23 protein-coding genes and 1 pseudogene are annotated in these 25,590 nt (G+C 72.6%); 2 read left to right on the top strand and 22 right to left on the bottom strand.

Translation table 11 applies throughout. The features are described from left to right. Positions 1 to 4: 4 nt before the first annotated feature. The 13 genes from argJ to infC form a co-directional block, all read right to left on the bottom strand. Entirely contained in the window at positions 5 to 1,162 is a 1,158-nt protein-coding gene (argJ, locus tag ABME02_RS17970; RefSeq protein ID WP_353816726.1) for a bifunctional glutamate N-acetyltransferase/amino-acid acetyltransferase ArgJ, read from the bottom strand. After that, positions 1,159 to 2,202 (bottom strand): N-acetyl-gamma-glutamyl-phosphate reductase, encoded by a 1,044-nt coding sequence (argC, locus tag ABME02_RS17965; protein ID WP_353816725.1) that lies wholly within the window; start codon positions 2,200 to 2,202, stop codon positions 1,159 to 1,161. The genes argJ and argC overlap by 4 nt, the downstream gene beginning before the upstream one ends. A gap of 253 nt (positions 2,203 to 2,455) precedes the next feature. Continuing rightward, entirely contained in the window at positions 2,456 to 2,869 is a 414-nt protein-coding gene (locus tag ABME02_RS17960; RefSeq protein WP_353816724.1) for a DUF1801 domain-containing protein, read from the bottom strand. 135 nt (positions 2,870 to 3,004) lie between these two features. Beyond that, complete coding sequence (gene pheT, locus ABME02_RS17955; RefSeq protein ID WP_353816723.1) at positions 3,005 to 5,530, bottom strand: phenylalanine--tRNA ligase subunit beta; 2,526 nt, start codon at positions 5,528 to 5,530, stop codon at positions 3,005 to 3,007. A gap of 3 nt (positions 5,531 to 5,533) precedes the next feature. Further along, positions 5,534 to 6,574, bottom strand: a complete 1,041-nt coding sequence (gene pheS / locus ABME02_RS17950) for a phenylalanine--tRNA ligase subunit alpha (RefSeq protein WP_166548694.1) — start codon at positions 6,572 to 6,574, stop codon at positions 5,534 to 5,536. 11 nt (positions 6,575 to 6,585) lie between these two features. Then, positions 6,586 to 7,524, bottom strand: a complete 939-nt coding sequence (locus ABME02_RS17945; protein WP_353816722.1) for an amino acid ABC transporter permease — start codon at positions 7,522 to 7,524, stop codon at positions 6,586 to 6,588. Further along, a complete protein-coding gene (locus ABME02_RS17940) occupies positions 7,521 to 8,168 on the bottom strand; it encodes an amino acid ABC transporter permease (protein WP_353816721.1) in 648 nt (215 codons plus the stop codon). Before ABME02_RS17940 ends, ABME02_RS17945 begins: the two co-directional genes overlap by 4 nt. Positions 8,169 to 8,249: 81 nt before the next feature. Further along, the gene (locus ABME02_RS17935; protein ID WP_353816720.1) at positions 8,250 to 9,125 is read right to left on the bottom strand and encodes a glutamate ABC transporter substrate-binding protein; all 876 of its coding nucleotides are present in this window, start codon (positions 9,123 to 9,125) and stop codon (positions 8,250 to 8,252) included. A gap of 55 nt (positions 9,126 to 9,180) precedes the next feature. Then, a complete protein-coding gene (locus ABME02_RS17930; RefSeq protein WP_353816719.1) occupies positions 9,181 to 9,963 on the bottom strand; it encodes an amino acid ABC transporter ATP-binding protein in 783 nt (260 codons plus the stop codon). Positions 9,964 to 10,016: 53 nt separating this feature from the next. Next, entirely contained in the window at positions 10,017 to 10,832 is an 816-nt protein-coding gene (locus tag ABME02_RS17925) for a TrmH family RNA methyltransferase (protein WP_353816718.1), read from the bottom strand. Between the two features lie 175 nt (positions 10,833 to 11,007). Further along, positions 11,008 to 11,394, bottom strand: a complete 387-nt coding sequence (rplT, locus tag ABME02_RS17920; protein ID WP_129234085.1) for a 50S ribosomal protein L20 — start codon at positions 11,392 to 11,394, stop codon at positions 11,008 to 11,010. A 32-nt stretch (positions 11,395 to 11,426) separates the two neighbouring features. Next, positions 11,427 to 11,621, bottom strand: a complete 195-nt coding sequence (rpmI, locus tag ABME02_RS17915) for a 50S ribosomal protein L35 (protein ID WP_067949205.1) — start codon at positions 11,619 to 11,621, stop codon at positions 11,427 to 11,429. Positions 11,622 to 11,678: 57 nt separating this feature from the next. After that, positions 11,679 to 12,296 carry a translation initiation factor IF-3 gene (gene infC / locus ABME02_RS17910; RefSeq protein WP_353816740.1) on the bottom strand — a complete coding sequence of 206 codons (618 nt, stop codon included), beginning with the start codon at positions 12,294 to 12,296 and terminating at the stop codon, positions 11,679 to 11,681. 267 nt (positions 12,297 to 12,563) lie between these two features. Between infC and ABME02_RS17905 the strand changes: the two genes are divergently transcribed. Further along, positions 12,564 to 12,983, top strand: coding sequence for a DUF1844 domain-containing protein (locus ABME02_RS17905; protein ID WP_353816717.1), 420 nt, complete (start codon positions 12,564 to 12,566; stop codon positions 12,981 to 12,983). Positions 12,984 to 13,014: 31 nt separating this feature from the next. On the opposite strand, the gene ABME02_RS17900 is transcribed toward ABME02_RS17905, so the two are convergent. The 9 genes and pseudogenes from ABME02_RS17900 to ABME02_RS17860 form a co-directional block, all read right to left on the bottom strand. Continuing rightward, on the bottom strand, positions 13,015 to 13,791 hold the full coding sequence (locus ABME02_RS17900) for a DNA-formamidopyrimidine glycosylase family protein (RefSeq protein WP_353816716.1): 777 nt from the start codon (positions 13,789 to 13,791) through the stop codon (positions 13,015 to 13,017). Position 13,792: 1 nt separating this feature from the next. Continuing rightward, the gene (locus tag ABME02_RS17895) at positions 13,793 to 18,439 is read right to left on the bottom strand and encodes an ATP-dependent helicase (protein WP_353816715.1); all 4,647 of its coding nucleotides are present in this window, start codon (positions 18,437 to 18,439) and stop codon (positions 13,793 to 13,795) included. A gap of 49 nt (positions 18,440 to 18,488) precedes the next feature. Next, positions 18,489 to 19,911: pseudogene (locus tag ABME02_RS18470) on the bottom strand (pyridoxal phosphate-dependent decarboxylase family protein). Positions 19,912 to 20,027: 116 nt separating this feature from the next. Continuing rightward, complete coding sequence (locus ABME02_RS17885) at positions 20,028 to 20,891, bottom strand: SseB family protein (protein WP_353816714.1); 864 nt, start codon at positions 20,889 to 20,891, stop codon at positions 20,028 to 20,030. Next, the gene (priA, locus tag ABME02_RS17880; protein ID WP_353816713.1) at positions 20,875 to 21,621 is read right to left on the bottom strand and encodes a bifunctional 1-(5-phosphoribosyl)-5-((5-phosphoribosylamino)methylideneamino)imidazole-4-carboxamide isomerase/phosphoribosylanthranilate isomerase PriA; all 747 of its coding nucleotides are present in this window, start codon (positions 21,619 to 21,621) and stop codon (positions 20,875 to 20,877) included. Before priA ends, ABME02_RS17885 begins: the two co-directional genes overlap by 17 nt. Positions 21,622 to 21,734: 113 nt before the next feature. Beyond that, positions 21,735 to 22,373, bottom strand: a complete 639-nt coding sequence (hisH, locus tag ABME02_RS17875; RefSeq protein ID WP_353816712.1) for an imidazole glycerol phosphate synthase subunit HisH — start codon at positions 22,371 to 22,373, stop codon at positions 21,735 to 21,737. Further along, positions 22,370 to 22,984, bottom strand: a complete 615-nt coding sequence (hisB, locus tag ABME02_RS17870) for an imidazoleglycerol-phosphate dehydratase HisB (RefSeq protein WP_353816711.1) — start codon at positions 22,982 to 22,984, stop codon at positions 22,370 to 22,372. Before hisB ends, hisH begins: the two co-directional genes overlap by 4 nt. Positions 22,985 to 23,028: 44 nt before the next feature. Then, complete coding sequence (locus tag ABME02_RS17865) at positions 23,029 to 24,123, bottom strand: histidinol-phosphate transaminase (protein WP_353816710.1); 1,095 nt, start codon at positions 24,121 to 24,123, stop codon at positions 23,029 to 23,031. A 59-nt stretch (positions 24,124 to 24,182) separates the two neighbouring features. Further along, positions 24,183 to 24,563 (bottom strand): LysM peptidoglycan-binding domain-containing protein, encoded by a 381-nt coding sequence (locus ABME02_RS17860; RefSeq protein ID WP_353816709.1) that lies wholly within the window; start codon positions 24,561 to 24,563, stop codon positions 24,183 to 24,185. 270 nt (positions 24,564 to 24,833) lie between these two features. Here ABME02_RS17860 and lexA point away from each other — a divergent pair, with 270 nt between their 5' ends. Beyond that, entirely contained in the window at positions 24,834 to 25,511 is a 678-nt protein-coding gene (gene lexA, locus ABME02_RS17855) for a transcriptional repressor LexA (protein WP_353816739.1), read from the top strand. The last annotated feature ends 79 nt before the right edge of the window (positions 25,512 to 25,590 follow it).

The raw sequence follows: 25,590 nt of genomic DNA, 5'->3' as shown, positions 1-25,590 counted from the left end.
ATGCTCAGCTCGAGTACGCGCTGTTCTCGTGCACGTAGTCGTGCGTGAGGTCGTTGGTCCAGATCGTGGCGGATGCCTCGCCCGCGTGCAGTTCGACGAGCACGCTCGTCGCGCGCGGGGTGAGGTCCACGTCCTCGCGCGGGCGATCGGGCCGGCCGGCGTGGCACACGCGGACGCCGTTCATCGTCACGTCGACGAGGTACGGGTCGAACGGCGCCGAGGTCGTGCCGATCGCCGCGAGCACGCGACCCCAGTTCGGGTCGTTCCCGAAGATCGCCGCCTTGAAGAGGTTGTTCCGGGCGATCGCGCGGCCCACCTCGACGGCATCGTCCTCGGTGACGGCGCCGCGCACCTCGATCGCGATGTCGTGGCTCGCGCCCTCGGCATCGGCCTGCAGCTGCAGTGCGAGGTCGCGGCACGCGGTCGTCAGGGCGTCGGCGAAGGTCTCGGGGTCGGGGTCGACCCCCGACGCGCCGGAGGCGAGCAGCGAGACCTGGTCGTTCGTGGACATGCAGCCGTCGGAGTCGAGGCGGTCGAACGTCGCCCGGGTCGCGCGGCGCAGCGCCGCGCGGAGGCCCGCCGAGTCGACGACGGCGTCGGTCGTCAGCACCACGAGCATGGTCGCGAGGCCCGGCGCGAGCATGCCCGCACCCTTCGCCATGCCGCCGATGCGCCATCCGTCGACCACGACCTCGACCGTCTTCGGCTTCGTGTCGGTCGTCATGATCGCGCGCGCCGCGTCGGATCCGGCCGCCTCGTCGCTCGCGAGCCGGTTCGTCGCGGAGAGCACGCCCTCCTCGAGCACCTCTCCGTCGAGCTGGTCGCCGATGAGCCCGGTCGAGCAGACGAGCACGTCGCCCGCGGCGATCCCGAGGGCGGACGCCGCGGCCTCCGCCGTCCGGTGGGTGACCTGGAAGCCCTCGGGCCCGGTGAAGCAGTTCGCGCCGCCGGAGTTCAGCACGATCGCGGCGACCGTGCCGTCCTTGACGACCTGCTCCGACCACAGGATCGGGTTCGCCTTCGCCCGGTTGGACGTGAAGACCGCCGCGCCCGCCTGCAGCGGGCCCCGGTTCACGATGACGGCGAGGTCGAGCGCGCCGGAGCGCTTGATGCCGGCCGCGATGCCGGCGGCGTCGAATCCCTGGGGTGCGGTCACGCTCACGGTGCGACTCCGTTCACGGGGAGCCCGGTCGCCTCGGCGAGGCTGAGGGCGATGTTGGCGGACTGGATGGCGGCGCCGGCGGTCCCCTTGACGAGGTTGTCGACGGCGGAAACGACGACGACGCGACCGGCCGCCACGTCGACCGCGAGGCCGATGAGCGCGGTGTTGGCGCCGAGCACGTCGGCCGTGCGCGGGAACTGGCCCTCGGGGAGCACCTGCACGAAGGGCTCCCCCGCGTAGGCGTCCTCCCACGCGGCACGAACGGTCGCGGCATCCGTTCCGGGGACCACGCGCGCCGTCGAGGTCGCGAGGATGCCCCGGGACATCGGCACGATCACGGGCGTGAACGAGATCGTCGGCGATGCCGCACCCGCCCACCGCAGCGCCTGCTGGATCTCGGGGATGTGGCGATGCGTGCCACCGACGGCATACGGGTTCGCCGACCCGAGGATCTCGGAACCGAGGAGGTGCGCCTTGAGGGCCCGCCCGGCGCCCGACGGCCCGACGGCGAGCACCGAGACGAGGTCGGCGTCCTCGATGACCCCCGCTCGGATCCCAGGCGCGAGCGAGAGGGCCACGGTCGAGGCGTTGCACCCCGGGGCTGCGATGCGCCGCGTGCGGGCGAGCCGCGTGCGCTGGGTGCCCGACAGGCGCGGCAGCTCGGGGACGCCGTACTCCCATGCGCCGTGGAAGTCGCCACCGTAGAACGCGGCCCAGTCGCCTGCGTCCTCGAGCCGGTGGTCGGCGCCGCAGTCGATCACGAGCGTGTCGGCCGAGAGCTCCGCCGCGATCGCGCCGGACGCGCCGTGCGGGAGGGCCAGGAAGACGACGTCGTGACCGGCGAGGGTCGCGGCGGACGTCTCCTTGAGCGTGAGGTGCGTGTAGCTGCGCAGGTGCGGCTGGACCGCGGTGAGCGGCTGGCCGGCGTTCGAGTGCGCGGTCACGGTCCGCACGTCGAACTCGGGATGGTCGGCGAGGAGCCGCAGCAGCTCCCCGCCCGCATAGCCGGACGCGCCGGAGACGGCGACGGTAAACGTCATGGAATCCACCTTATTGGGCTGAACGATCGGGACGACGGCTCCGGCGACGCCCAGGGCGGCAGGCTCAGGCCGCCGCGGGAGTCGCCTGGATTCGGCGCTCGCCCCGACGTCGGCCGCGCAGCACGCCGGCACGCGAGTCGCGTGCGGTCTCGGCGGGCCGGGCGGTGGACACGGGGCGACCCTAGCCGTGCGAGCCCGCGCGGTGCAAATCGCATGACGGCGCGGTCGAGCGGATGCCTCGCGCGGGCGCCGATCAGACGTCGTCGCCGCGCGTGCGCACCCAGGCCCGGTCGACGAGCGCCTCGAGCACGGAGAGGTCGATCGTCGAGAGTCGGCCGACCCAGAGGCATCCGGCCCCGACCTTGACCTTGCCGAGCCGGTCGATGAGTTCGTCGGCGCCCGGGGTCTGCAGTCCGTACAGGGAGATCGACGCCGTGCGGGGCGAGAACCCGACGACGGCCGTGTCGCCCTCGTGCCCCGAGTCGTAGCGGTAGTGGTGCAGTCCGTAGCCGACGATCGAGGGACCCCACATGACCGCGTCGGTGTCGGTCACGCGATCGAAGAGCTCGCGGAGCGCCAGGCCGTCTTCACGACGCCCGGCGGGCTCGACCGCCTCGAGGAACTCCGACACCGAGGCTCCAGTGGGAACCGTCTTCGCTTCGGCCATGCTCAACGGTACCGCCGTCGTGGCGGCGCGGCGAGGACCGGATGCGCGGGACCGCGCGCCGGCCGCGCCCGCGATGCGCAAGGGCGCCCGGTCGATGGTCGGCCGGGCGCCCCAGTGACGGTGCGACGGATGCCGCTACTCGCGGATCGCGGCTCCGGTGCGCTCGGCCGCGAGCGCCGCACCGGCCATCTTGGCGTCGCTCGCCTCGGCGGCGGTGAGCGTGCGGTCGACGGCGCGGAAGCGCAGCGCGAAGGTCAGGCTCTTCGAGCCCTCGGGAACGCCCTGCCCGCGGTAGTCGTCGACCAGCTGCAGGTGCTCGAGGAGTTCGCCCGCGCCCTCGCGGACCGCGGCCGCGACGGCGGCGGCGGGCACGTCGGCGCCGACGACGAGCGAGAGGTCCTGCGTCGCCGCAGGGAGCGTGCCGATGGGGCTCGCCTCGACCGCATCGCTCGCGAGCGTGATGATCGCATCGAGGTCGACCTCGGCGACCGCGACCACGCGCGGCAGGTCGGCCTCGGCGGTCAGCTTCGGGTGCAGCTCGCCCGCGTAGCCGACGAGGCGCCCGCCGACGCGGACCTCCGCGGTGCGACCGGGGTGCATCGCCTGATGCGACCCCTGTGTGAACTCGACGTGGGCGCCGGCGGCGTGCGCGATGCGGCGGACGGCGTCGAGCGCGTCGGCGATGCCGGCGGCCTCGGCGGCGCGACCCGGCTGCTTCGCCTGCAGGTCGCCCGTGAGCAGGACGCCGACGTGGCGGGGCTGCGCCGGGATGCCGTCGTTCAGCTCGGCGAGCACGGCCTCCGACGGACGCTCCCAGCCGATGGGAAGCTCGGCGGAGCCGTACGCGCGACCGGCCTCGGGGAGGAACACGAGGCCGAGCTCGTAGAGATCGAGGTCGGTGAAGCCGCGCGACAGGTTGCGGCGCGCGACCCCGATGAGTCCCGGTATGAGCGAGCGACGCAGGAACGGCACGGTCGCGTCGAGCGCGTTCGCCAGCTTCACGCTCGCGACCGGCGAGCCGTCGGCGGAGCCGTACAGCGCGTTCTCGGCCTCCGACACGAACGGAAAGGCGAGCACTTCGGTCGCACCCGCGGCGGCGAGCGCGTCGGCGACGCCGCGGCGCACGCGCTGCGACCGCGTGAGCCCGCGCCCGGGCGGGGCGACCGGCAGGACCGACGGAATCCGGTCGTAGCCCAGCAGGCGCGCGACCTCCTCCGCGAGGTCGACGTTCGCGGCGAGGTCGGGCCGCCACGACGGCGGGACGACGTCGAAGCCGCCGACGACGCGCGTCACCGCGCCGCCGATCTCGGCCAGCGCGTCGTGGACCTCGTCGGCGGTGTACTCGACGCCGATGAGCCCCGTGACGAACCCGTCGGGCAGGTGGATCGCCTCGCGCACCGGCGCCTCGTGGAAGAGCGAGCCGGTCTCGTCGGCGGTGCCGCCGGCCAGGTCGACGAGCAGCTGTGCGACGCGCGAGGCCGCAGCACCCGCGACGGCCGGGTCGACGCCGCGCTCGAAGCGCTTGGACGCCTCGCTCGGCAGCTTGTGGCGACGCGCGGTGCGCGCGATCGACACCGGGTCGAAGTTCGCGGCCTCGATGAGCACGTTCGTCGTCGCGTCGCCGATCTCGGTCGTGGCGCCGCCCATGACGCCCGCGAGGCCGATCGCCCCGCGGTCGTCGGTGATCAGCAGGTCCTCCGCGTGGAGGGTTCGCACCTTGCCGTCGAGCGTCTCGAGGGTCTCCCCGTCCGCCGCGCGGCGGACGACGATGCCGCCCTGCAGCGCATCGAGGTCGTAGCCGTGGATCGGCTGGCCGAGCTCGAGCATCACGTAGTTGGTGATGTCGACGGGCAGCGACAGCGAGCGGATGCCGGCGAGCTTCAGCCGTGCGACCATCCACGCCGGCGTGGGGCGGGTCGGGTCGATGCCGCGCACGATCCGGGTCGCGAAGACGCTCGCGCCGACGCGACCGCGGATGGGGGCGTCGTCGCGGACCTCGACCGGGAACGCGTCGGCGGCGGCATCGGCCGCGGCGACCTGCGCCGCCGGGTCGCGATAGACCGCGCCCGTCGCATGCGCGTACTCGCGCGCCACGCCGCGGATCGAGAACGCGTACCCGCGGTCGGGCGTGACGTTGATCTCGACCGCCGCGTCGTCGAGGCCGAGCAGCGCGATCGCATCCGTGCCCACGGGTGCGTCGATGCCGAGCGTCGAGAGGCGCAGGATGCCGTCGTGGTCCTCGCCGAGGCCGAGCTCCTTGGCCGACGCGATCATGCCGTCCGACACGTGGCCGTAGGTCTTGCGCGCTGCGATCGGGAACGGGCCGGGCAGCACCGAGCCCGGCAGGGTCACCACGACCTTGTCGCCGGCGAAGAAGTTGCGCGCACCGCACACGATGCCGTGCACGGCGTCGCCGCCGTCGGCGGCCTGCTCGCCGTCGGGCGCGACGCGCACCTGGCACCAGCGGATGGTCTTGCCGTTCGACTGCGGCTCCTCGACGAACTCGAGGACCTCGCCGACGACGATGGGGCCCTGGAGGTCGAACGTGTGCACATCCTCCTCCTCGAGCCCGACGCGCACGAGCGCGGCGTGCACGTCGTCGAGCGACGTGCCGGGCGGGAGATCGACGTACTCGGCGAGCCAGCTGAGGGGCACTCGCATGCGTTAGACCACCATTCCGAACTGCTGGGAGAAGCGGATGTCGCCCTCGGCCATGTCGCGCATGTCCTGGACGTCGTTGCGGAGCATGAGCCCGCGCTCGATGCCCATGCCGAAGGCGAAGCCCGTGTGGACCTCGGGGTCGATGCCGGCCGCGCGGAGCACGTTCGGGTGCACCATGCCGCAGCCGCCCCACTCGATCCAGCGCGGGCCGTCCTTGAAGGTCGGGTGCCAGAAGTCGAGCTCGGCCGACGGCTCGGTGAAGGGGAAGAAGCTCGGGCGCAGGCGCACCTTGGCCTCGTCGCCGAAGATCGACTTCACGAAGTGGTCGAGCGTGCCGCGCAGGTGCGCCATCGTCAGGCCCTTGTCGACGGCGAGGCCCTCGAACTGCATGAACACGGGCAGGTGGGTCGCGTCGAACTCGTCGGTGCGGTACACGCGCCCCGGCGCGAGCACGTAGATCGGCACCTCGCGCTCGAGCATCGAGCGCACCTGGACGGGGCTCGTGTGCGTGCGCATCACGAGGTGCGCCTCGGGCGGGTCGACGAAGAACGTGTCCTGCATGGCACGCGCCGGGTGGTCGGCGTCGAAGTTCAGCGCGTCGAAGTTGAACCACTCGCTCTCGACCTCGGGGCCTTCGGCGATCTCCCAGCCCATGCCGGTGAAGACGTCGCAGACCCGGTCCTGCAGCAGGGCGAGCGGATGGCGCGCCCCAGCCGTGAACCGCGACGGCAGCGCCGTGACGTCCACCGCCTCGGCGGCCAACTGCGCTTCGGCCTCGGCCTCGAGGATCTCGGCCTCGCGCGCCGCGAACGCCTGGTTCACGCGGCCTCGGGCGCCGCCCACGAGCTTGCCGAGGGCGGCCTTCTGGTCGTTGGGAACGTCGCGGAGCGACGCGTTGAGTCGCGCGAGGGTCGACTTCTCGCCGGTGTGCTCGGCGCGGACGGCCTTGAGCGCGGCGGAGTCGCCCGCTGCGGCGATCGCGGCGAGGGCCGCGTCGACCGCGGCCGCGACGGCCGGTTCGGTGATCTGGAGGGGCTCGGACACGAAGTACGAGTCTAGTCGTCGCGCGCGCCCGACCGCGGCCCGTAGACCGACCCTCCGCCCGTCTGCCCCCGCTGGGAATCCGCCTTCGCGAGCCCCACGAGCAGTTCCTCGTTCTCCTCGTCGGGGTTCGGCGGCTTCTGGCCCGTGCGGCGCGCGGTGCGCTTCGCGACCCAGCGTGCGAACCACGACAGCGACAGGTTCATCGCGAGGTAGAGGACGAGCGTGACGACGAAGAACGAGAACAGGTAGTAGTTGCCGTAGAAGCTCGCGAGCTGGTTCATGTTGACGCGCAGCAGCTCGACGTATCCGACGATGTAGCCGAGCGAGGTGTCCTTCAGGAGCACCACGAGCTGGGCGATGATGATCGGCAGCATCTGGCGGAACGCCTGCGGGAACTCGATCAGCATCTTCGACTGCATCGGCCGCATGCCGAGGCTGAGGCCCGCCTCGCGCTGGCCGCGAGGAAGCGACGCGAGACCCGCGCGCAGGGCCTCGCCGATGAGCGCGCCGTTGTAGAGCGTGAGCGCGGCGACGACCGCCCAGAACGAGCCGGTGTTCAGCACGAGCAGGATGAACAGCATCATGAGCAGCACGGGCATGCCGCGCACGAACTCGAGCACGATCGCCGTCGGGATGCGGATCCACGCGGTCTGCGCGCTGCGCAGGAGCGAGAAGACGATGCCGAGGGCGACGGCGAGCACCGCGGCCGTGAGCGCGGCACGCAGGGTGCCCCAGACGCCGGCGACGAAGATGTAGCGCCAGACGGTCGGGTCGGCGAAGACGTCCCATCGCGACGGGTCGAAGTAGCCGGGCAGGTCACCGCGCGGGGCGTTCAGCGTGAAGAAGATCCACGCGAGCCCGCCGAGGATGGCGATACCGCCCGCGATCGAGGCGATCAGCGAATTGCGCCGGGCGACCGGACCCGGGGCGTCGAAGAGCACGTTCGTCATCGCTGCACCACCCAACGTCGTTCGAGGCGTGCCGCGAGCAACCCGAGCGGCACCGTGATGAGGAGGTAGAACGTGGCGACCCCGAGCAGGACCGGGATCACCTGGTCGCCGCGCGCGTTCGCCACGGTGCGCCCGACCGCGAAGAGCTCGACCACGAAGAAGCCGCCCGCGACCGAGGTGTTCTTCGTCAGGGCGATGAACACGTTGATGAGCGGCGGGATCGTCATCCGGAAGGCCTGCGGCAGGACGATCAGGCCCACGGTCTGCGCGAACCCGAACCCGACGCTCCGCGCGGCCTCGGCCTGGCCGACCGGCACGCCGTTCACGCCGGAGCGCAGGGCCTCGGCCACGAACGGCGACGTGTAGACCGACAGGCCGATGGCCGCCGCCGTGACGTAGTCGAGGCGCGAGCCGAGCTGCGGCAGCACGAAGGCGCAGAAGAAGAGCACGAGCGTCAGCGGGGTGTTCCGCACGAGCTCGGTGTAGACCGTCGCGAACCACCGCAGCGACGGCACCGGGGAGATGCGCATGGCGGCGATGAGCGTGCCGATGACGAGAGCGGCGATTCCCGAGACCAGCAGCAGCAGCACGGTCGTGCCGAAGCCCTGCAGGTAGAGCGGGAAGTTGTCGAGGACCGCGTCCACGCGCTTCCTTCCTGTGTGTGCGGCCGGCGGACCGACCCGGGAGGTCCGGGTGCCGATCGGCACCCGGACCTCGCGTTCGGATCAGTACCGGTCGACGGCCGGCGGCTCGCGGAACTCGAGCACGGTTCCCGCCGTGGCATCCCAGGCGGCCTCGTACGAGCCGTCCTCGTAGGACTGCTCGAGGACGTCGTTGATCCACGAACGGAAGTCGTCGTCGCCCAGCATCACGCCGATGCCGTACGGCTCCTGCGTGAACGGCTCGCCGACGACCTTGAACTCACCGGGGTTCTGGTCGACCAGGCCCGCGAGGATCACGTTGTCGGTGGAGACGGCCACGGCCTGGCCGCCGCGCAGCGGCTCGAGGCAGTTGCTGTACGTGTCGGTCTCGATGACCTCGGCGCCGAGCTCCTTGAGGTTCGCGGCGGGGGTCGAACCCGTGACCGAGCAGACGGGCTGCCCGACGAGGTCGTCCTCGCTCGTGATGTCCTCGTTGTCGGCGAGCACCAGGATCGACTGGCCTGCCTCGAAGTACGGCCCGGCGAAGTCGACGACCTCCTTGCGATCGTCGTTGATCGTGTACGTCGCGACGACGAAGTCGACCTGGCCGTTCTCGATGAACGGCTCGCGGTTGGCCGAGACCGTCTCGACCCACTCGATGTCCTCGGGCGCGATGCCGAGCTCGGCGGCGATGATCTTCGCGATCTCCACGTCGAACCCGACGGGGACGCCGTCGGGGCCGACGAGGCCGAACAGCGGCTGGTCGAACTTGGTGCCGACCGTGACGGTGCCCGCCTCGGCGAGCGCCGCCATCGTCGTGCCCTCCTCGAACTCGGGCGCCTCCTCGACGCTCGGCTCACCGCCGTCGTCGCCGGGGCTGCCGGCGTCGCCGGCGCAGCCGGCGAACAGGAGCGCGGTCGCGGCCGCCGCGGCGACCAGGGCGATTCTGCTGCGTCTCATGTCGTGCCTCATCTCTCGTGTCGTTCGGGTCCCCGCCGCTCGTGGCAGCGGAGGTCTAGTGCGCGAGGATCTTCGAGAGGAAGTCCTTCGCGCGATCGGTCTTGGGGTGGTCGAAGAACTCCGCCGGCACGGCCTCCTCGACGATGGCGCCGTCGGCCATGAAGAGCACGCGATCGGCGGCCTTGCGGGCGAAGCCCATCTCGTGGGTGACGACGATCATCGTCATGCCCTGCTCGGCGAGGCCGACCATGACGTCGAGGACCTCGTTGATCATCTCGGGGTCCAGCGCGCTCGTCGGCTCGTCCATGAGGATGAGCTTCGGGTTCATGGCGAGCGATCGCGCGATGGCCACGCGCTGCTGCTGGCCGCCCGAGAGCTGCGCGGGCATCTTCTTCGCCTGGTTGGCGACGCCCACCCGTTCGAGGAGCTCCATGGCCTTGGCCTCGGCGTCCTTCCGCGACATCCGCTTGACCCGGATCGGCGCGATCGTGACGTTCTCGAGCACGGTCTTGTGCGCGAACAGGTTGAACGACTGGAAGACCATGCCGACGTCGGCGCGGAGCTTCGCGAGGGCCGCGCCCTCGTCGGGGAGCACGTTGCCGTCGATCGTGATCGTGCCCGAGTCGATCGTCTCGAGCCGGTTGATGGCTCGGCACAGCGTCGACTTGCCGGAGCCGGACGGCCCGATGACGACGACGACCTCGCCCCGGTTGACGACCGTGTTGATGTCGTTCAGCACATGCAGGTCGCCGTAGTACTTGTCGACGTGGTCGACCACGACGAGGGGCTCGCCCCGACGGACCGAGATGTTCGACGTTGGAGGAGCAGTGTCCGGCATATCCCCCAAACTAGGGCTCCGGGCGGTCCCGCGGCCACCGCTCGGACACGGGTTTACCGTTCCGTTACCTCGCTGCGCTGAGCGAACGCGCTCTCGTAGAGGCAGACCGACGCGGCCGTCGCGAGGTTCATCGACTCGGCGTGCCCGTAGATCGGCACCGTGACGACGCGGTCCGCGAGTGCGAGCTTCTCGTCGGGCAACCCGTGGGCCTCGTTGCCGAAGAGCCATGCGGTCGGCTGCGCGAGGACGCCGTCGCGGCGGGCGTCCAGGAGGTCCTCGCCCTTCACGTCGGCGGCGAGGATCGTGAGGCCGGCCTCCCGGGCCCGAGCGAGCACGTCGTCGAGTTCGGCGCCCACGGCGACCGGCAGGTGGAAGATCGACCCCGTCGACGAGCGCACGACCTTCGGGTTGTAGAGGTCGACCGCGCGCCCCGTGAAGACGACCGCATCGGCGCCGGCGGCGTCGGCGGCGCGCACGATCGTGCCCGCGTTGCCGGGGTCGCGCACCTCCTCGAGGATCGCGACGAGCTTCGGATGCGTCGCGAAGACGTCCTTCACCGCGGTCGGGAACTGGTGGCAGACCGCGACGAAGCCCTGCGGCGTGACCGTGTCGGCCATCGCGTTCAGGACCTCCTCGGTGACGTACTCGACGTCGACGCCTGCATCGATCGCGGTGTCGCCGATGTCGGCGTAGCGCTCGAGCGCGGTCGGCGTCGCGTAGAGCTCGACGACGAGCTGCGGCCGGAACGTCAGCGCCTCGGCGACCGCCTGCGGCCCCTCGAGGAGGAACATGCCCGTCTCGACGCGCGCGGGCTTCTTCGCGAGCTTCGCGACGGCCCGCACTCGCGGCGACCTCGGGTTCTCCAGCACGCGTCCAGCCTAGCGACGGATGCCGCGCCGCCGCCGCTCCCCCGCCGCGCCGCGTCGCGCCCGCCGTCCCGGCCGTGCCCTCGCTCCGTTCGGTGCGGTTGAGGCGCCCGACCCCCGGAGACGACGAACGGCCCGGCACCACGAGGGTGTCGGGCCGTTCTGGCCGAAGCGGAGATCAGGCCGCGTTCTTCGGAGCGTTCACGTCGCTCGGGAGCGCCTTCTTGGCGGCCTCGACGAGGCCCGCGAAGGTCGCCGGCTCGTTGACCGCGAGGTCGGCGAGGATGCGACGGTCGACCTCGATGCCGGCGAGGCCGAGGCCCTGGATGAGGCGGTTGTACGTGATGCCGTTCTGGCGCGCAGCGGCGTTGATCCGCTGGATCCAGAGGCGACGGAAGTCGCCCTTCTTCTTGCGGCGGTCGTTGTACGAGTAGACGAGCGAGTGGGTGACCTGCTCCTTCGCCTTGCGGTAGAGGCGCGACCGCTGACCGCGGTAGCCCTCGGCGCGCTCGAGGATGACCCGACGCTTCTTGTGCGCGTTGACTGCGCGCTTGACTCTTGCCATGACTGTGTCTCTTCCTTACCGGGTCTCGTCGCTCAGCGACCGAGCAGCTTCTTGATGACCTTGGTGTCGGGCGCCGAGGCGACCTTGTCCTGGTTCAGGCGGCGGGTGCGCACCGAGGACTTGCCCTCGAGGTTGTGGCGCATACCGGCCTGCTGCTTCTTGATCTTGCCGCTGCCGGTGACCTTGAAGCGCTTCTTGGACCCGGAGTGGGTCTTCTGCTTCGGCATCTCTCGTCTCTCTCCTTGGTTCTGCCGCCACCGAGGTGGCGGACGTTCTGTGCTGGCCTAGGCCTCGTCGGCCGCGGCCGTCTGCGACTCGTCGCCCGCGGCATCCGCCGCCGGGCGCTGCTTCGCCGCAGCACGCTGTGCGTTCGCCTCGGCCTTGGCCTCGGACTTGTTCTTGAGGGGGGCGATGACCATGACCATGTTGCGCCCGTCGATCGTCGGGTTGTGCTCCACGGTGCCGTACTCGGCGACGTCCTCCGCGAAGCGCTGCAGGAGGCGCACGCCCATCTCGGGACGCGACTGCTCGCGTCCGCGGAACAGGATCATGGCCTTGACCTTGTCGCCGGACTTCAGGAAGCCGACGGCGCGCTTCATCTTGGTCTCGTAGTCGTGCTTGTCGATCTTGAGGCGGAACCGAACCTCCTTGAGGATCGTGTTCGCCTGGTTGCGCCGGGCCTCCTTCGCCTTCTGCGCAGCCTCGTACTTGTACTTGCCGTAGTCCATGATCTTGACGACCGGCGGACGGGAGTTCGGCGCGACCTCGACGAGATCGAGGTCGGCCTCCTGCGCGAGCCGCAGTGCCACCTCGATCTTCACGACGCCGACCTGCTCTCCGCCTGGGCCCACGAGGCGGACCTCGGGAACGCGGATACGGTCATTGGTACGCGGATCGCTGATGCGAGTCTCCTCTACTCGAACTGGTTTCCAGCTCTTCGGGAGACGGATGCCGCCCGAAGACGAGAGCGGAAATCCACGCGATGACGCCCCGCGGAATCTCACCGCGGGCTCATGCGGCACCCTTGCTACTCCCCCGCCGGAGCGGGGAAGCGGAGTGCGAACGACCCGGTAACCTTGATGAAGCGGTATGCGCGGGTGGGAGTCTCTCCACTTTCGTACCGGGGACTGGCCCCGGAGCCCGCAGTAGTCTAGCAGAGGAATTCCCCGGTGAGCGACACTTCGCCCGAGTCCACGCGTGCGCCCGAGCACGACCACCCCGAGACGCTCGATCCCGCCGGCGCCGATCAGGGTGCGGCCGATGCCGTCGCCGACGCGACGCGCGATATCGCCGAGGTTCCCGCGGTCGAGGTCATCACGACGGCGGCCGTGCACCTCATGAGCGCCGCGGCCGTCAAGGTCGGCCTCGCCGACGACCCCGGCTCGCAGACCGACCTCGACGAGGCGCGCAAGCTGATCAACGCCCTCGCCGGCCTCATCACCGCGGGTGCGCCCGAGATCGCCGACATGCACGCCCGTTCGCTGCGCGACGGCCTCCGCTCGCTGCAGCTCGCGTTCCGCGAGGCGTCGGCGATCCCCGACGAGCTCGGCAAGGGCCCCGGCGAGAAGTGGACCGGCCCGGTCACCTGACCCCGCGCGGTTCGCCGGGCACGGCCCTCGATCACCGCTGGCAGTGCGGGCACCAGTACGTCTCGCGCAGCTCGACGTCGTTGCGCCCGAAACGGCCGTGCTCGATGCGCGTGCCGCAGCGCCGGCACGGCTCGCCCGCGCGCGCGTAGACCCAGAGCCGCCGGCCCGGTCGCGTGTCGCCCGTCGTCGTCCGCTCGAGGCGATCGCGGTTGGCGTGGATGACCCGGCGCGCGAGGTCGATCGTCGGCGCGAGGTCGACCTCGCCGATCGGGCGGTCGGGGCGGATGCCGCGGAGGAAGCACACCTCATTGACGAGGACGTTGCCGAGCCCGGCGAGGTTCCGCTGGTCGGCGAGCGCGACGACCGCCGCCACGTCGGGTTCGACGGCGAGGCGGCGCTCGGCCTCGCCGGCGTCCCAGTCGGGCCCGAGCAGGTCGGGGCCGAGGTAGGCGAGCCGCTCGCCCTCCTCGCTCGCCGGGAAGACCTCGACGAGCCCGAGGTCGAAGCCGACGGCCGTGGCATCCGCCATCTCGATGATCGCGCGGGCGCGGTGCGCGGGTCGGGGCCAGCGACGTCCCGGTGGGATGACGCGCCACTCGCCCTCCATCTTGAGGTGCGTGTGCAGCACCACGTCGCCGATGCGCATGAGCAGGTGCTTGCCGCGGCTGGCGACCGAGTGGACCGTCTCGCCGGCGAGGTCGACCGTGGCGTACGCCGGCACCCGGATGTCGCTTCGGACCACGGTGCGCCCTGCGAGCGCGTCGTCGAGCCGACGTGCGGCGCGGAAGACGGTGTCGCCCTCGGGCATCTCAGCCCCGCGCCTCGAAGCGGAGGCCCTGCGGAGTCTCGCGGAAGCCGGCGGCGCGGAGCGGGGCGTCGAGTGCGGAGCCGAACACGCCGGCGCCGTTCACGGTCTCGACGCGGAACCGCGCGCCGCGGGCCCGTGCGAGCGCGTCGGCGAGTGCGGTCGCGCCCTGCACGAGCGCCGCGTCGTCGTCGGTGAAGACGAGCGCGGTGCGTCCGCCGCGCTCGAGGTAGAACGCGGCCTCGCCGTCGACGATCGCCACGACGGCGCCGGCCTTGCGCGCCGGTCGGTGGGTGAGTTCGACGACCGGGTCGGGCCAGTCGAGCGCGGCGCCGAACGGGTTCGCCGGGTCCGTGGCGGCGAGCGCGAACGCGCCGCCCTGCGGGGCCTGCCGGAGTCGGTCCACTGCGGCGCTCGTGGCGAACTGCGCGCCGCCCTGGCCGTCGACGAAGTAGCCGCGCCGCACGCGACCGGTCTCCTCGAAGCCCGCGAGCGTGCGGTAGGCGAGTGCGAAGCCGCCGAGGTGGTCCTCGGCGACGACCGAGCCGCGCGTGACGACGCCGTAGCGCTCGAGGAGCGTCTCGCCGAGCGCGTGCGCGCGCGGGGTGGCGGCGTCGCTCGGCACGGGGAGCACCGACCAGCGGCCGGCCGCTCGCGGGGGCGCCGATCGCGGCGAGCGGGCGCCCTCCGCCGCGGCCGCCGCCTGAGCGAGCACCCGGCGCGACACGGTCCGCCCGCGGATGCGCGCTCGGGGCGTCGACGCGCGGGTCTTGTGGGCGCCTCCGCCGGTGAGGAGTCCGCGCACCGGCGCGAACGTGTCGTTGGTCACGAGCCCGGCCCACGCGAGCCGCCACAGTGCGTCGAGGACCGGGGCGTCCTCGGTCGCGCCCACGGCCTCGGCGAGTTGGCGGTAGAAGTAGGCGCCGCCCCCGCCGAGCACGGCGAGCAGTTCCGTCTCGATCGCGTCGAGGGGCTGGTCGACGGGCGCGGGCATGGTGAGCTTGGCGGTGTCGGCGAGGTGCAGGCCGACCCAGCCGTCGTCGCCCGCGAGCGCCCCCTGCCCGACCCAGAGCACCTCGCCACTCGAGGTGAGCTCGTCGAGGAACTCGGGACGGTAATCGCCGACGCGCGCAGGGAGCACGAGCGACTCCCACGCCGACGCGGGGATCCGCACCCCTTCCAGCTGCTCGACCACCGCCGCGACGCCGTCCACCCCGCGGAGTCGCCCGCCGACGTGCTGCCAGTCGGGCAGGAAGCGTCCGAACTCGCGGGGCGCGACCGGCTCGACCTCCTCTCGCAGCGCGGCGAGCGACCGCCGGCGGAGCCGACGCAGGACCTCGGCGTCGCACCACTCGGCACCGCTGCCGTGCGGCAGGAACGCGCCCTCGACGAGCCTCCGCTCCCCCGCCAGGCGCGCGAGCGCGGTGTGCGCGATGGCGCCGCCGATGCCGAACCGCTCGGCGACGGCGACGGTCGTGAACGGCCCGTGGGTGCGGGCGTACCGGCTCACGAGGTCGCCGAGCGGGTCGCGCACCGCCTCGCCGAACGCGTCCGGCAGCCCCGGCGGGATCGGCACGCCGAGCGCGTCGCGGAGGCGACTCAGGTCCTCCACGGCAACGACCCACTCCGTTCCCGCGAACCGCACGCGGGCGCCGCGGCGCGCGGCGACGAGCGCGGCGACGGATGCCGCGGCATCCGTCGATTCGTCCACCCGCTCGCCGATCTCGGCATCGGTGAGCGGCCCGAGCTCGCGGAGCAGGTCGGCGACGCCCTCCTCGCCTCGCGCGAGCCGATCGGGGTGGCGGCGCTGGAGCATCCGCTCGGTCTCCTCGACCACCGCGGGGTCGAGCAGCTCCCGCAGCTCCACCGTGCCGAGGAGTTCGGCGAGCAGGCCGGGATCGAGCGAGAGCGCGGCCGCACGCCGCTCGGCGAGCGGCGCGTCGCCCTCGTACATGAAGGCGCCGACGTAGCCGAACAGCAGGCTCGCCGCGAACGGGCTCGCGGTCTCGGTGGCGACGTCCACGAACCTCACCCGCCGGCCTCGGATGCGCCCCGCGAGCGCCGTCAGTGCGGGCAGGTCGTAGACGTCCTGCAGGCACTCGCGCACGGCCTCGAGCACGACCGGGAAGTCGGGGTAGTCGCGTGCGACCTCGAGCAGCTGCGACGCCTTCTGCCGCTGCTGCCAGAGTGGCGAGCGCCGCCCCGGATTCTGCCTCGGAAGGAGCAGGGCGCGCGCGGCGCACTCGCGGAAGCGGGAGGCGAAGAGCGCCGAGTCGCCGACGCGCTCGGTCGCGAGCTGGGCGAGCTCCTCCGGGTCGAACTCGAACAACTCGCTGCCCGGCAACTCGTCGGCAGTGTCGGGGATCCGCAGCACGATGCCGTCGTCGCTCGCGACGGCGTGCGCCTCGACGCCGAGGCGCTCCATCACGCGCGCGTCCACAGCGAGCGCCCATGGGGCGTGCACGCGCATGCCGTAGGGCGAGTGCAGCACGATCCGCCAGTCGCCGAGCTCGTCGCGGAACCGCTCGACGACGAGGTGCTCGGCGTCGGGCACGACGCGCGTCGCCTCGCGCTGGTCGGCGATGAAGCGCACGAGGTTCGCGCCGGCGCGCTCGTCGAGGCCGGCGGCCGTGGTGCGGGCGAGCGCGGCGGGTTCGTCAGCGGCGGCGAGCTCGCCGATGAACGTCCCGATCGCGGCGCCGAGTTCCGCGGGCCGGCCGATCCCGTCGCCCTTCCAGAACGGCAGCCGCCCGGGCTCGCCGAAGGCGGGCGAGACGAGCACGCGGTCATGGGTGATCTCCTGGATGCGCCAGCTCGTCGCCCCCAGGGCGAACACGTCGCCGACGCGCGACTCGTAGACCATCTCCTCGTCGAGCTCGCCGACCCGCCGGCCCGGACCGGCGTCGCCGATCATGAACACGCCGAAGAGGCCGCGGTCGGGGATGGTGCCGCCGCTCGTGACGGCGAGGCGCTGCGCACCCCGACGACCCGTGATCGTGCCGGCGTCGCGGTCCCACACGATGCGGGGCCGCAACTCGCCGAAGCGATCGGACGGGTAGCGGCCCGCGAGCAGGTCGAGGGTCGCGTCGAACGCCGAGCGCGGCAGCGAGCCGAAGGGCGCCGCGCGTCGGACGACGTCGAACCAGCGCTCGACCTCCCACTCGTCGATCGCGGATGCCGCGACGGTCTGCTGCGCGAGCACGTCGAGCGGGTTCGCGGGGATCCGCATGGGTTCGATGGCACCCTCGACCATGCGCTCGGCGACGACCGCGGAGTGCAGCAGGTCGGCGCGGTGCTTCGGGAACAGCACGCCCTTCGAGACCTCGCCGACCTGGTGGCCCGCGCGGCCGATGCGCTGCAGGCCGCTCGCGACCGACGGCGGCGACTCGACCTGCATGACGAGGTCGACCGCACCCATGTCGATGCCGAGCTCGAGGCTCGAGGTCGCGACGACGCACTTCAGGCGCCCCGCCTTGAGGTCGGCCTCGACGAGTGCGCGCTCCTCCTTGCTCACCGAGCCGTGGTGCGACCGGGCGATGATCGGCTCGGCGCCGGCGGTGATGCCCGATGCGCCGGGCAGCTCGGACGGCGGCCGCCGGACGGCGGCCGGGACCGGCGAGGTGCGCGCGGCGACGGATGCCCCGGCCGGCGCCTCCACGGCGGCACCGACCGGCGCGATCTCCGCCGCAGGCGCGCCCGCACCGGTCTCCGGCTCGTCGTCGTCGGGCGCGGTGCGCTCGACCCAGAGCTCGTTGAGCCGGGCCGTCAGGCGCTCGGCGAGACGGCGGGAGTTGGCGAACACGATCGTGGAGCGATGCGCGAGCACCTCGTCGAGGATCGCCTCCTCGACGTGCGGCCACACCGACCCGCCCGCCTCGCCCGAGAGGTCGCCGAGGTCGTCGACCGGGACCGTGACCCGCAGGTCGAACCGCTTGCCCGACGGCGGCGCCACGATCGACACCGGACGAGTCCCGGCGAGGAACCGCGCGACCTCCTCGTGCGGACGCACGGTCGCCGACAGGCCGATGCGCTGCACGGGGCGCGCGACGAGTTCGTCGAGCCGCTCGAGGGAGAGCGCGAGGTGGGCGCCGCGCTTGGTGCCGGCGAGCGCGTGGATCTCGTCGACGATGACCGTCTCGACGCCCGCGAGGGTCTCGCGCGCCTGCGACGTGAGCATGAGGAAGAGCGACTCGGGCGTCGTGATGAGGATGTCGGGCGGGCGCTTCACGAGCGCCCGGCGGTCGGTCGGCGACGTGTCGCCCGAGCGGACGCCGACCGTGACCTCGGGCACGTCGACGCCGAGCGTCGCAGCCGTGCGGGCGATGCCGACGAGCGGGGCGCGGAGGTTGCGCTCGACGTCGACGCCCAGGGCCTTGAGCGGTGAGAGGTAGACGACGCGCGTGGCGCGTGGCGCGCCATCCGCCACCTCGCCGGTCGCCGCGTCGACGGCCGGACCCTCGTGGTGGAGGCGATCGATCGCCGACAGGAAGGCGGCGAGCGTCTTGCCGGAGCCAGTGGGCGCGACGACGAGCGCGTGCTCGCCACCGGCGATCGCGCGCCACGCCGCCTCCTGCACGGGCGTCGGCTCGTGGAAGGACTCGGTGAACCACGCCCGCGTCGCGGGCGCGAAGGAGTCGAGCGCCCCGGTCATCCCTCCATTCAAGCGGATGCCACCGACAGCGTCGCCGATCCGGCCCCCGTCAGCGACCGGTGGCTCGCAGTCCGCCGAGCACGCGGGCGACGGCGTCGACCGTGCGGCGCGCCTGCGCGGCATCCGTGCCCCAGTTGCTCACGGAGAAGCGGACGACGGCCCGATCGTGCCAGCGCGAGGTCATCGCGAGCACCTCGCCGTCCTCCCAGAGCGCCGTGCTCAGCGCCTCGGTCGCCGAGTCGTCCTCGAGCGCGATGCACACCTGCGTGAACACCACCTCGTTCAGCACCTCGACCCCGGGCAGCCCGGCCAGCCCGTCGGCGATGATCCTCGCCGACCCGGCGAGCCGGTCGATGAGCTCCGCGATCCCCTCGCGGCCGAGGTGCCGCAGCACCGCCCAGGTCGGGATGCCGCGGGCTCGACGCGACAGTTCGGCCACCTTCTCGTGCGGATCGGCGCCGACGTCGGTGGCCTGGAGGTAGCTGGCGTGCATGCTGAGCGCGTGGCGCATCGCCGCCGAGTCGCGCACGATCGCGATGCCGCAGTCGTAGGGCACGCTCAGCGTCTTGTGCGCGTCGGTCGACCACGAGTCGGCGTCGGCGAGCCCGACCGTCAGGTGCCTGAGGCGCGGGGATGCCGCGGCCCACAGCCCGAACGCACCGTCGACGTGCACCCAGGCGCCCGCGTCGTGCGCGACGCGGCACGCCTCGGCGAAGGGGTCGAACGCTCCCGAGTGGATGTTGCCGGCCTGCAGCGCCACGATGGCCGGGCCCTCGCCGCGCGCGAGCTCCTCGGCGAGCGCGTCGACTCGGATGCGGCCCTGGTCGTCGCTGGCGACCGCCGTCGGCGAGCCGAGCCCCAGGTAGCGCGCTGCGAGGTCCATGGTGCCGTGCCGTTCGGCGCCGGCGATCCACCGGATGCGGGGCGCGCCGCCGAGCCCCTGCTCCTCGACGTCCCAGTCCACCCGGCGGAGGACCTCGTCGCGCGCCGCGGCGAGGCACGCGAACTGCGCGGTGGTCGCCCGTCGCGAAGCCCACGTCGCTGCCGGCCGGCAGGCCGAGCAGGTCGAGGAGCCACGAGGACGCGATCTCCTCGGCGGCGACCGCCCCCGGGGTGATCGTCCTGAGCCCGGAGTTCTGGTCCCAGGCCGACACCAACCAGTCCGCCGCGAGCGCCACCGGCTGCGTGCCGCCGATCACCCACCCGAAGAACCGCGGCGACCCGATGGCGATCAGGCCGGGCTCCGCGCCCCCGGCGAGCCGGTCGATGACGGCATCGGCGGGCTCGCCGTGCTCGGGCAGCTCGCGCCCGAGCGCGTCCATCACCTCCTCGACGCCCGCACGCGGCGGGATCGGACGCTCGGGAAGCGTGCCGAGCCACGCCGCCGCGTGTCGATGGGCGAGATCGAGCAGGTCGTCGTCGAGCGGTCGGAGATCGGGAGCCGGGGTCGTTCGTGAGCGTGCGTCGGACATCGTTTCCACCTGGACTTCCGCGCATCGTCGCGCAGTCCCGATCCTGCTCCCCCCGCGCGGGCGCGGTCAACGCCCAGCCCTGCAGGCGAGCGATCGTCGTCCCGGAGGGCGGCCGCTCAGGCCTCGGGCGCGGAGTCCCCCGCGACGCCCGCGACGCCCGCGTCGCCCGCGTCGCCCGCGACGCCCGCGTCGCCCGCGTCGCCCGCGTCGCCCGCGACGAGCTTCACCGCGAGCGAGTCCACCCCGGTCGCGATGGCGTCGTCTCCGGCCCAGCGTCGCGCGAGCCGCGCGGTCGTCGCATCGAGCTCGGTGCGCGTGAGTCCCGCGACGAGACGCAGCCTGACGACGAGCTCGGGACCCCGCAGCCGCGCGTCGGGGTCGCCCGCGACGAGGTCCACGCCGAGCACCGCGAGCTCGCCGCCGATCGAGCGCTCGAACGCGTTCCGGATCGCCTGGGACTCGACGGGCGGGTGCCACGGCTGCTGCTGCGCGACCGCCCAGACCGCGGGCCGGCGCAGCACGAACTCGGTCGGCGAGCCGGGGTCGAGGACGACGAGCTCGGTGCCGTCGTCGGCCGCGGCGAGCGCGACGCGCACGCCGTCGGCGGGCACGGGTCGGGCGACCGGATTCCATCGTGACATCGCCTCGACCGAACCGAACACGGGCAGCACCCGTCGCCCGTCGGGGCCCTCGACCGTGACGATCGAGAGCTCCTGGCTCTTGTCGACGGCGTGGCCGTGCGCGCCGACCTCGGTCCCGCCGTCGCCGAGTTCGGCGAGCAGCGGGATGAGCAGCCGCGACACGCCGAATGCGGCGACGACGTCGGCCTGGCCGCCGTCGCCGGACCGGAACCGGGCGAGCGCCGACCCGAGCGCCTCCGGCATCCGCCCGTCGTCGGCCGCGTGCGGGTTCGACTGGAACGACCGGCCCGCCCACGGACGCCCGGCGGAGTCGGCCGCGGGATCAGTGGGAAGCGACATCCAGGGCCTCGGGCAGCGTGAACGCGCCCGCGTAGAGGGCCTTGCCGATGATCGTGCCCTCGAGGCCCTGGGGCACGAGCTGGCGCAGCGCCGCGATGTCGTCGAGGCTCGACACGCCGCCCGATGCGATGACGGGGCGGCGGGTGCGCTCCATGATCTGCCGCAGCAGGTCGACGTTCGGGCCCTGCAGCGTGCCGTCCTTCGTGACGTCGGTCACGACGTAGCGGGCCGCTCCGGCGTCCTCGAGGCGGTCCATGACCTGCCAGAGGTCGCCGCCGTCCTTGGTCCAGCCGCGCGCGGCGAGCGTCGTCCCTCGGACGTCGAGGCCGATCGCGATCGCCTCCCCGTACTGGGCGATGACGGATGCCGCCCACTCCGGGTTCTCGAGGGCCGCGGTGCCGAGGTTGATGCGCTTCGCGCCGATCTCGAGGGCGTTCTCGAGCGACCGGTCGTCGCGGATGCCGCCGGAGAGCTCGACGTTCACGCCGCGCACCTGGCGGATGACCTTCTTCAGGATCCCGGCGTTCGACCCGCGGCCGAAGGCGGCGTCGAGGTCGACCAGGTGGATCCACTCGGCCCCCTGGTCGGCCCAGTCGGCGGCCGCGTCGACGGGGTCGCCGTAGTTCGTCTCGGTGCCCGCCTCGCCCTGCGTCAGGCGGACCGCCTTGCCTCCCGCCACGTCCACTGCCGGAAGCAGCACCAGGCGGGGGGTCTTGCTGAACTCACTCATCACTGTCCTCGAATCGGATGCCGCGGACGACGCGGCCTCGGCACAGTCACAGCATCCTAGTCCGCACCGGAACGCCGTGACGCATCGAAGGTCTCGGGAGGTCGTACCCGGCGTCAGCCGAGCGACCGGATCCAGTTCGAGAGCAGGCGGATGCCGGCATCCGACGACTTCTCCGGGTGGAACTGGGTCGCCGACAGCGGGCCGTTCTCCACGGCGGCGAGGAAGCGCCCGCCGTGCTCCGACCACGTCAGCTTGGGCTGGGGGAAGGGCGGGATGACGTCGAGGCTCCACGACTGCGCACCGTACGAGTGCACGAAGTAGAAGCGCTCGTCCTCGAGCCCCTCGAACAGCACCGAGCCCACATCGGGTTTCACGGTGTTCCAGCCCATGTGCGGCAGCACGTCGCTCGGCAGTTCGGTGACGGCGCCCGGCCACTCGCCGAGGCCCTCGGTGTCGACGCCGCGCTCGACGCCGCGCTCGAACATGACCTGCATGCCGACGCAGATGCCGAGCACGGGGCGGCCGCCCGCGAGGCGGCGGTCGATGAGCTCGTCGCCCCGCACCGAGCGCAGCCCCTCCATGACGGCCGCGAAGGCCCCGACCCCTGGGACGACGAGGCCGTCCGCCTCCATGACCGCGCGACGATCCGCCGTGAGGTCGACCTCGGCGCCCGCGCGCTCGAGCGCCTTGACGGCGGAGTGGACGTTGCCCGAACCGTAGTCGAGGACGGCGACGCGGCGCGTGGGGCTCACAGGGCGCCCTTCGTCGACGGGACGCCGGTGACCAGCGGGTCCCACGCCTTGGCCTGGCGGAACGCGCGAGCGAACGCCTTGAACTCCGCCTCGGCGATGTGGTGCGGGTCGCGTCCGCCGAGCACGTTCACGTGGACCGTGAGCGCGGCGTTGAACGCGATCGCCTCGAACACGTGGCGGACCATCGAACCGGTGAAGTGCCCGCCGATGAGGTGGAACTCGAAGCCCGCCGGCTCGCCCGTGTGGACGAGGTACGGCCGGCCGGAGATGTCGACGACGGCCTGCGCGAGCGCCTCGTCGAGCGGGACGAGCGCGTCGCCGTACCGCGAGATGCCGCGCTTGTCGCCGAGCGCCTGGCGGATCGCGGTGCCGAGCGCGATGCCGACGTCCTCGACGGTGTGGTGCACGTCGATCTCGATGTCGCCCTTCGCCCGCACGGTGAGGTCGGTGAGCGAGTGCTTCGCGAACGCGGTGAGCAGGTGGTCGTAGAAGGGCACGCTCGTCTCGATGTCGCTCGTGCCGGTGCCGTCGAGGTCGATCGAGAGGTCGATGCTCGACTCGCTGGTCTCGCGCTGCACGCGCGCGGTGCGCGCGGGGCGGTCGGTGCTCATGGGGTCATCCTATTCGGGAGGGTCGGGGTGGATTCCGGGCTCGATCAGGCGTTCGCCGCGGCGGCGGGCGCGAACGACGCCATGGCCTCGAGGAAGGCGGTCGTCTCGGCCTCGGTGCCCGCAGTGACTCGCAGGCAGCCCGGCAGCCCGATCTCGCGGATCAGGATGCCGCGCTCGAGGAGCGCCTCGAACACCGCGTGGGGATCGTCGACGCCGCCGAAGAGCACGAAGTTCGCGCCGCTGCGGTACGGACGGAAGCCGAGCGCGCGGAGCTCGTGCGTGATCCGCTCGCGCTGGGCGCGGATCTCGTCGACCATCGCCAGCATCTCGCCGGAGTGGGCGAGGGCGCCGAGCGCTGCGGCCTGCGTGAGGGCGGAGAGGTGGTACGGGAGCCGGACGAGCCGCAGCGCGTCGATGACGGCGGGGTCGGCGGCGAGGTAGCCCACGCGCGCACCCGCGAAGGCGAACGCCTTGCTCATCGTGCGGGAGACGAGGATCCTCGGCCGCCCCTCGAGGAGCGTGAGCGCGCTCGGCGTGCCCGGGTCGGCGAACTCGTGGTACGCCTCGTCGACGACGACCACGCCGCGCGCGGCGTCGGCGACCGCGGCGATGGTCTCGAGCGCGAGCGGCGTGCCCGTCGGGTTGTTCGGCGAGCACAGCAGCACGATGTCGGGGTCGTGGCGCTCGATCGTCGCGACGGCGGTCTCGGGCGAGAGCTCGAAGTCGGCGTCGCGATCGGTCGCGATCCACCCGGTGCCCGTGCCCGAGGAGAGCAGGCCGTACATCGAGTAGGTCGGCGAGAAGCCGAGCGCGGTGCGGCCCGGCCCGCCGAAGGCCTGCAGCACGTGCTGGAGGACCTCGTTCGAGCCGTTCGCCGCCCAGAGCTGCTCGGGCCGGAGGTCGTGGCCGAGGTAGCGCGCGAGGGCCGTGCGCAGCTCGGTGAACTCGCGGTCGGGGTATCGATTGAGCCCGATGATCGCGGCAGCGACCCGGGCGACGATGTCGTGCGCGACGTCCTCGGGGATCGGATGCGTGTTCTCGTTGACGTTGAGTGCGACGGGCACGTGCTTCTGCGGGGCGCCGTACGGGGACTTGCCGCGGAGGTCGTCACGGATGGGAAGGTCGTCGAGACTCGTCACCGATCAATGCTATCCGCGTGCATCGGCGTGTTTCGTGCGCGCGACCTGCCCGGCGGCGGTCAGCCGAGCGCGGGGAGGACGAGCTGCTGCCCGGGCTGCACCACGGCGTCGTCGAGGCCGTTCAGCCGCATGATCTCGTAGATGACGTCGCGCGGGTCGGACGACGGCGCGATCGCCTCGGCGATGCCCCAGAGCGTGTCGCCGGCGCCGACCTCGACGGTCTCGAACGCCGCCGGTGCTCGGCCGTCGTCGATCCCGGCGACGGCGCCGCCGCTCGAGAGAGCACCGATCAGCGCCCCGAGCACCAGCGGGAGCGCGGCGAGCCCGGTGACGACGACGCGACCGCGCCTGGTGAGCCTGAGCCTGGTACGCGGGGTCGCCGACCCGAACGCGGGCATCGTCGAGGCCGCACTCGCGGCCCCCATCACCACTGCACTCATTCCGCACCTCCCGGGCTCCAGCCCCGCATCCGGCCCTCGGCCGGGAGGGCCGGATGCGAAGCTGTGTTCCGAATATATCTTCGAACAATCGAAGCCGCAAGCACCGGACGGGTGGGAATCCGGCCGGGAATCCGCGACACACTCGAACGGATGTTTGTCGCGCGTGTGCGAGGCGGATACAGTTTCGAATGTCCGACGACAGTCGAACACCGACCACCGACATCCGGGCCGACGCGGTCCCGACGAGAGGCGAGGCACGTGAGCATCGACATCGACCAGGCACGCGGCGCGAGCGGCCGGTCGCGTCGGCGCAAGACGCTGAGCCCGAAGCAGCTGGCCATCCTCGAGGTCATCCGGGGCTCGGTCGCCGACCGCGGCTACCCGCCGAGCATGCGCGAGATCGGCGACGCCGTCGGGCTCTCCTCGCTCTCGAGCGTCACGCACCAGCTCAACCAGCTCGAGCTCGCCGGCTACCTGCGACGCGACCCGAACCGCCCCCGCGCGCTCGAGATCCTCATCGACGTGCCCGGCGCCGAGCAGCGCCCGTCGTCGGCCGAGCCCGCGCCGGTGGGCGACGCGGCCATGGTCCCCCTGGTCGGCCGCATCGCCGCCGGCGTGCCCATCACCGCCGAGCAGCAGATCGAAGAGGTCTTCCCGCTCCCCCGCCAGCTCGTCGGCAAGGGCGAGCTGTTCATCCTGAAGGTCGTCGGCGACTCGATGATCGACGCCGCGATCTGCGACGGCGACTGGGTCGTCGTGCGCTCGCAGCGCACGGCCGAGAACGGCGAGATCGTGGCGGCGATGCTCGACGGCGAGGCCACCGTCAAGGTCTTCCGCCAGCGCGACGGCCACACCTGGCTGCTCCCCCGCAATTCGGCGTTCGAGCCGATCCTCGGCGACGAGTCCGAGGTGCTCGGCAAGGTCGTCGCAGTCCTCCGCACCGTCTAGCGAGCGGATCGCCCGGCCTGCACCGGCACCGACGACGAGGGCGGATGCCGCGGGCTCGCCCCGCGGCATCCGCCCTCGA

Source organism: Agromyces zhanjiangensis, from assembly GCF_040496055.1.
Lineage (GTDB): Bacteria > Actinomycetota > Actinomycetes > Actinomycetales > Microbacteriaceae > Agromyces > Agromyces zhanjiangensis.
The sequence above is the reverse complement of the archived record's forward strand: the minus strand, read 5'-3'. Positions and strand labels throughout refer to the sequence as shown.

Bases quoted from the DNA above. Each gene is read 5' to 3' on its own strand.
- argC (WP_353816725.1), bottom strand. From the start codon at position 2,202: ATGACGTTTACCGTCGCCGTCTCCGGCGCGTCCGGCTATGCGGGCGGG.
- ABME02_RS17960 (WP_353816724.1), bottom strand. From the start codon at position 2,869: ATGGCCGAAGCGAAGACGGTTCCCACTGGAGCCTCGGTGTCGGAGTTC.
- pheT (WP_353816723.1), bottom strand. From the start codon at position 5,530: ATGCGAGTGCCCCTCAGCTGGCTCGCCGAGTACGTCGATCTCCCGCCC.
- ABME02_RS17945 (WP_353816722.1), bottom strand. From the start codon at position 7,524: ATGACGAACGTGCTCTTCGACGCCCCGGGTCCGGTCGCCCGGCGCAAT.
- ABME02_RS17935 (WP_353816720.1), bottom strand. From the start codon at position 9,125: ATGAGACGCAGCAGAATCGCCCTGGTCGCCGCGGCGGCCGCGACCGCG.
- ABME02_RS17930 (WP_353816719.1), bottom strand. From the start codon at position 9,963: ATGCCGGACACTGCTCCTCCAACGTCGAACATCTCGGTCCGTCGGGGC.
- rplT (WP_129234085.1), bottom strand. From the start codon at position 11,394: ATGGCAAGAGTCAAGCGCGCAGTCAACGCGCACAAGAAGCGTCGGGTC.
- rpmI (WP_067949205.1), bottom strand. From the start codon at position 11,621: ATGCCGAAGCAGAAGACCCACTCCGGGTCCAAGAAGCGCTTCAAGGTC.
- ABME02_RS17900 (WP_353816716.1), bottom strand. From the start codon at position 13,791: ATGCCCGAGGGCGACACCGTCTTCCGCGCCGCACGTCGGCTCGACGAC.
- ABME02_RS17895 (WP_353816715.1), bottom strand. From the start codon at position 18,439: ATGACCGGGGCGCTCGACTCCTTCGCGCCCGCGACGCGGGCGTGGTTC.
- ABME02_RS17885 (WP_353816714.1), bottom strand. From the start codon at position 20,891: ATGTCGCTTCCCACTGATCCCGCGGCCGACTCCGCCGGGCGTCCGTGG.
- priA (WP_353816713.1), bottom strand. From the start codon at position 21,621: ATGAGTGAGTTCAGCAAGACCCCCCGCCTGGTGCTGCTTCCGGCAGTG.
- hisB (WP_353816711.1), bottom strand. From the start codon at position 22,984: ATGAGCACCGACCGCCCCGCGCGCACCGCGCGCGTGCAGCGCGAGACC.
- ABME02_RS17860 (WP_353816709.1), bottom strand. From the start codon at position 24,563: ATGAGTGCAGTGGTGATGGGGGCCGCGAGTGCGGCCTCGACGATGCCC.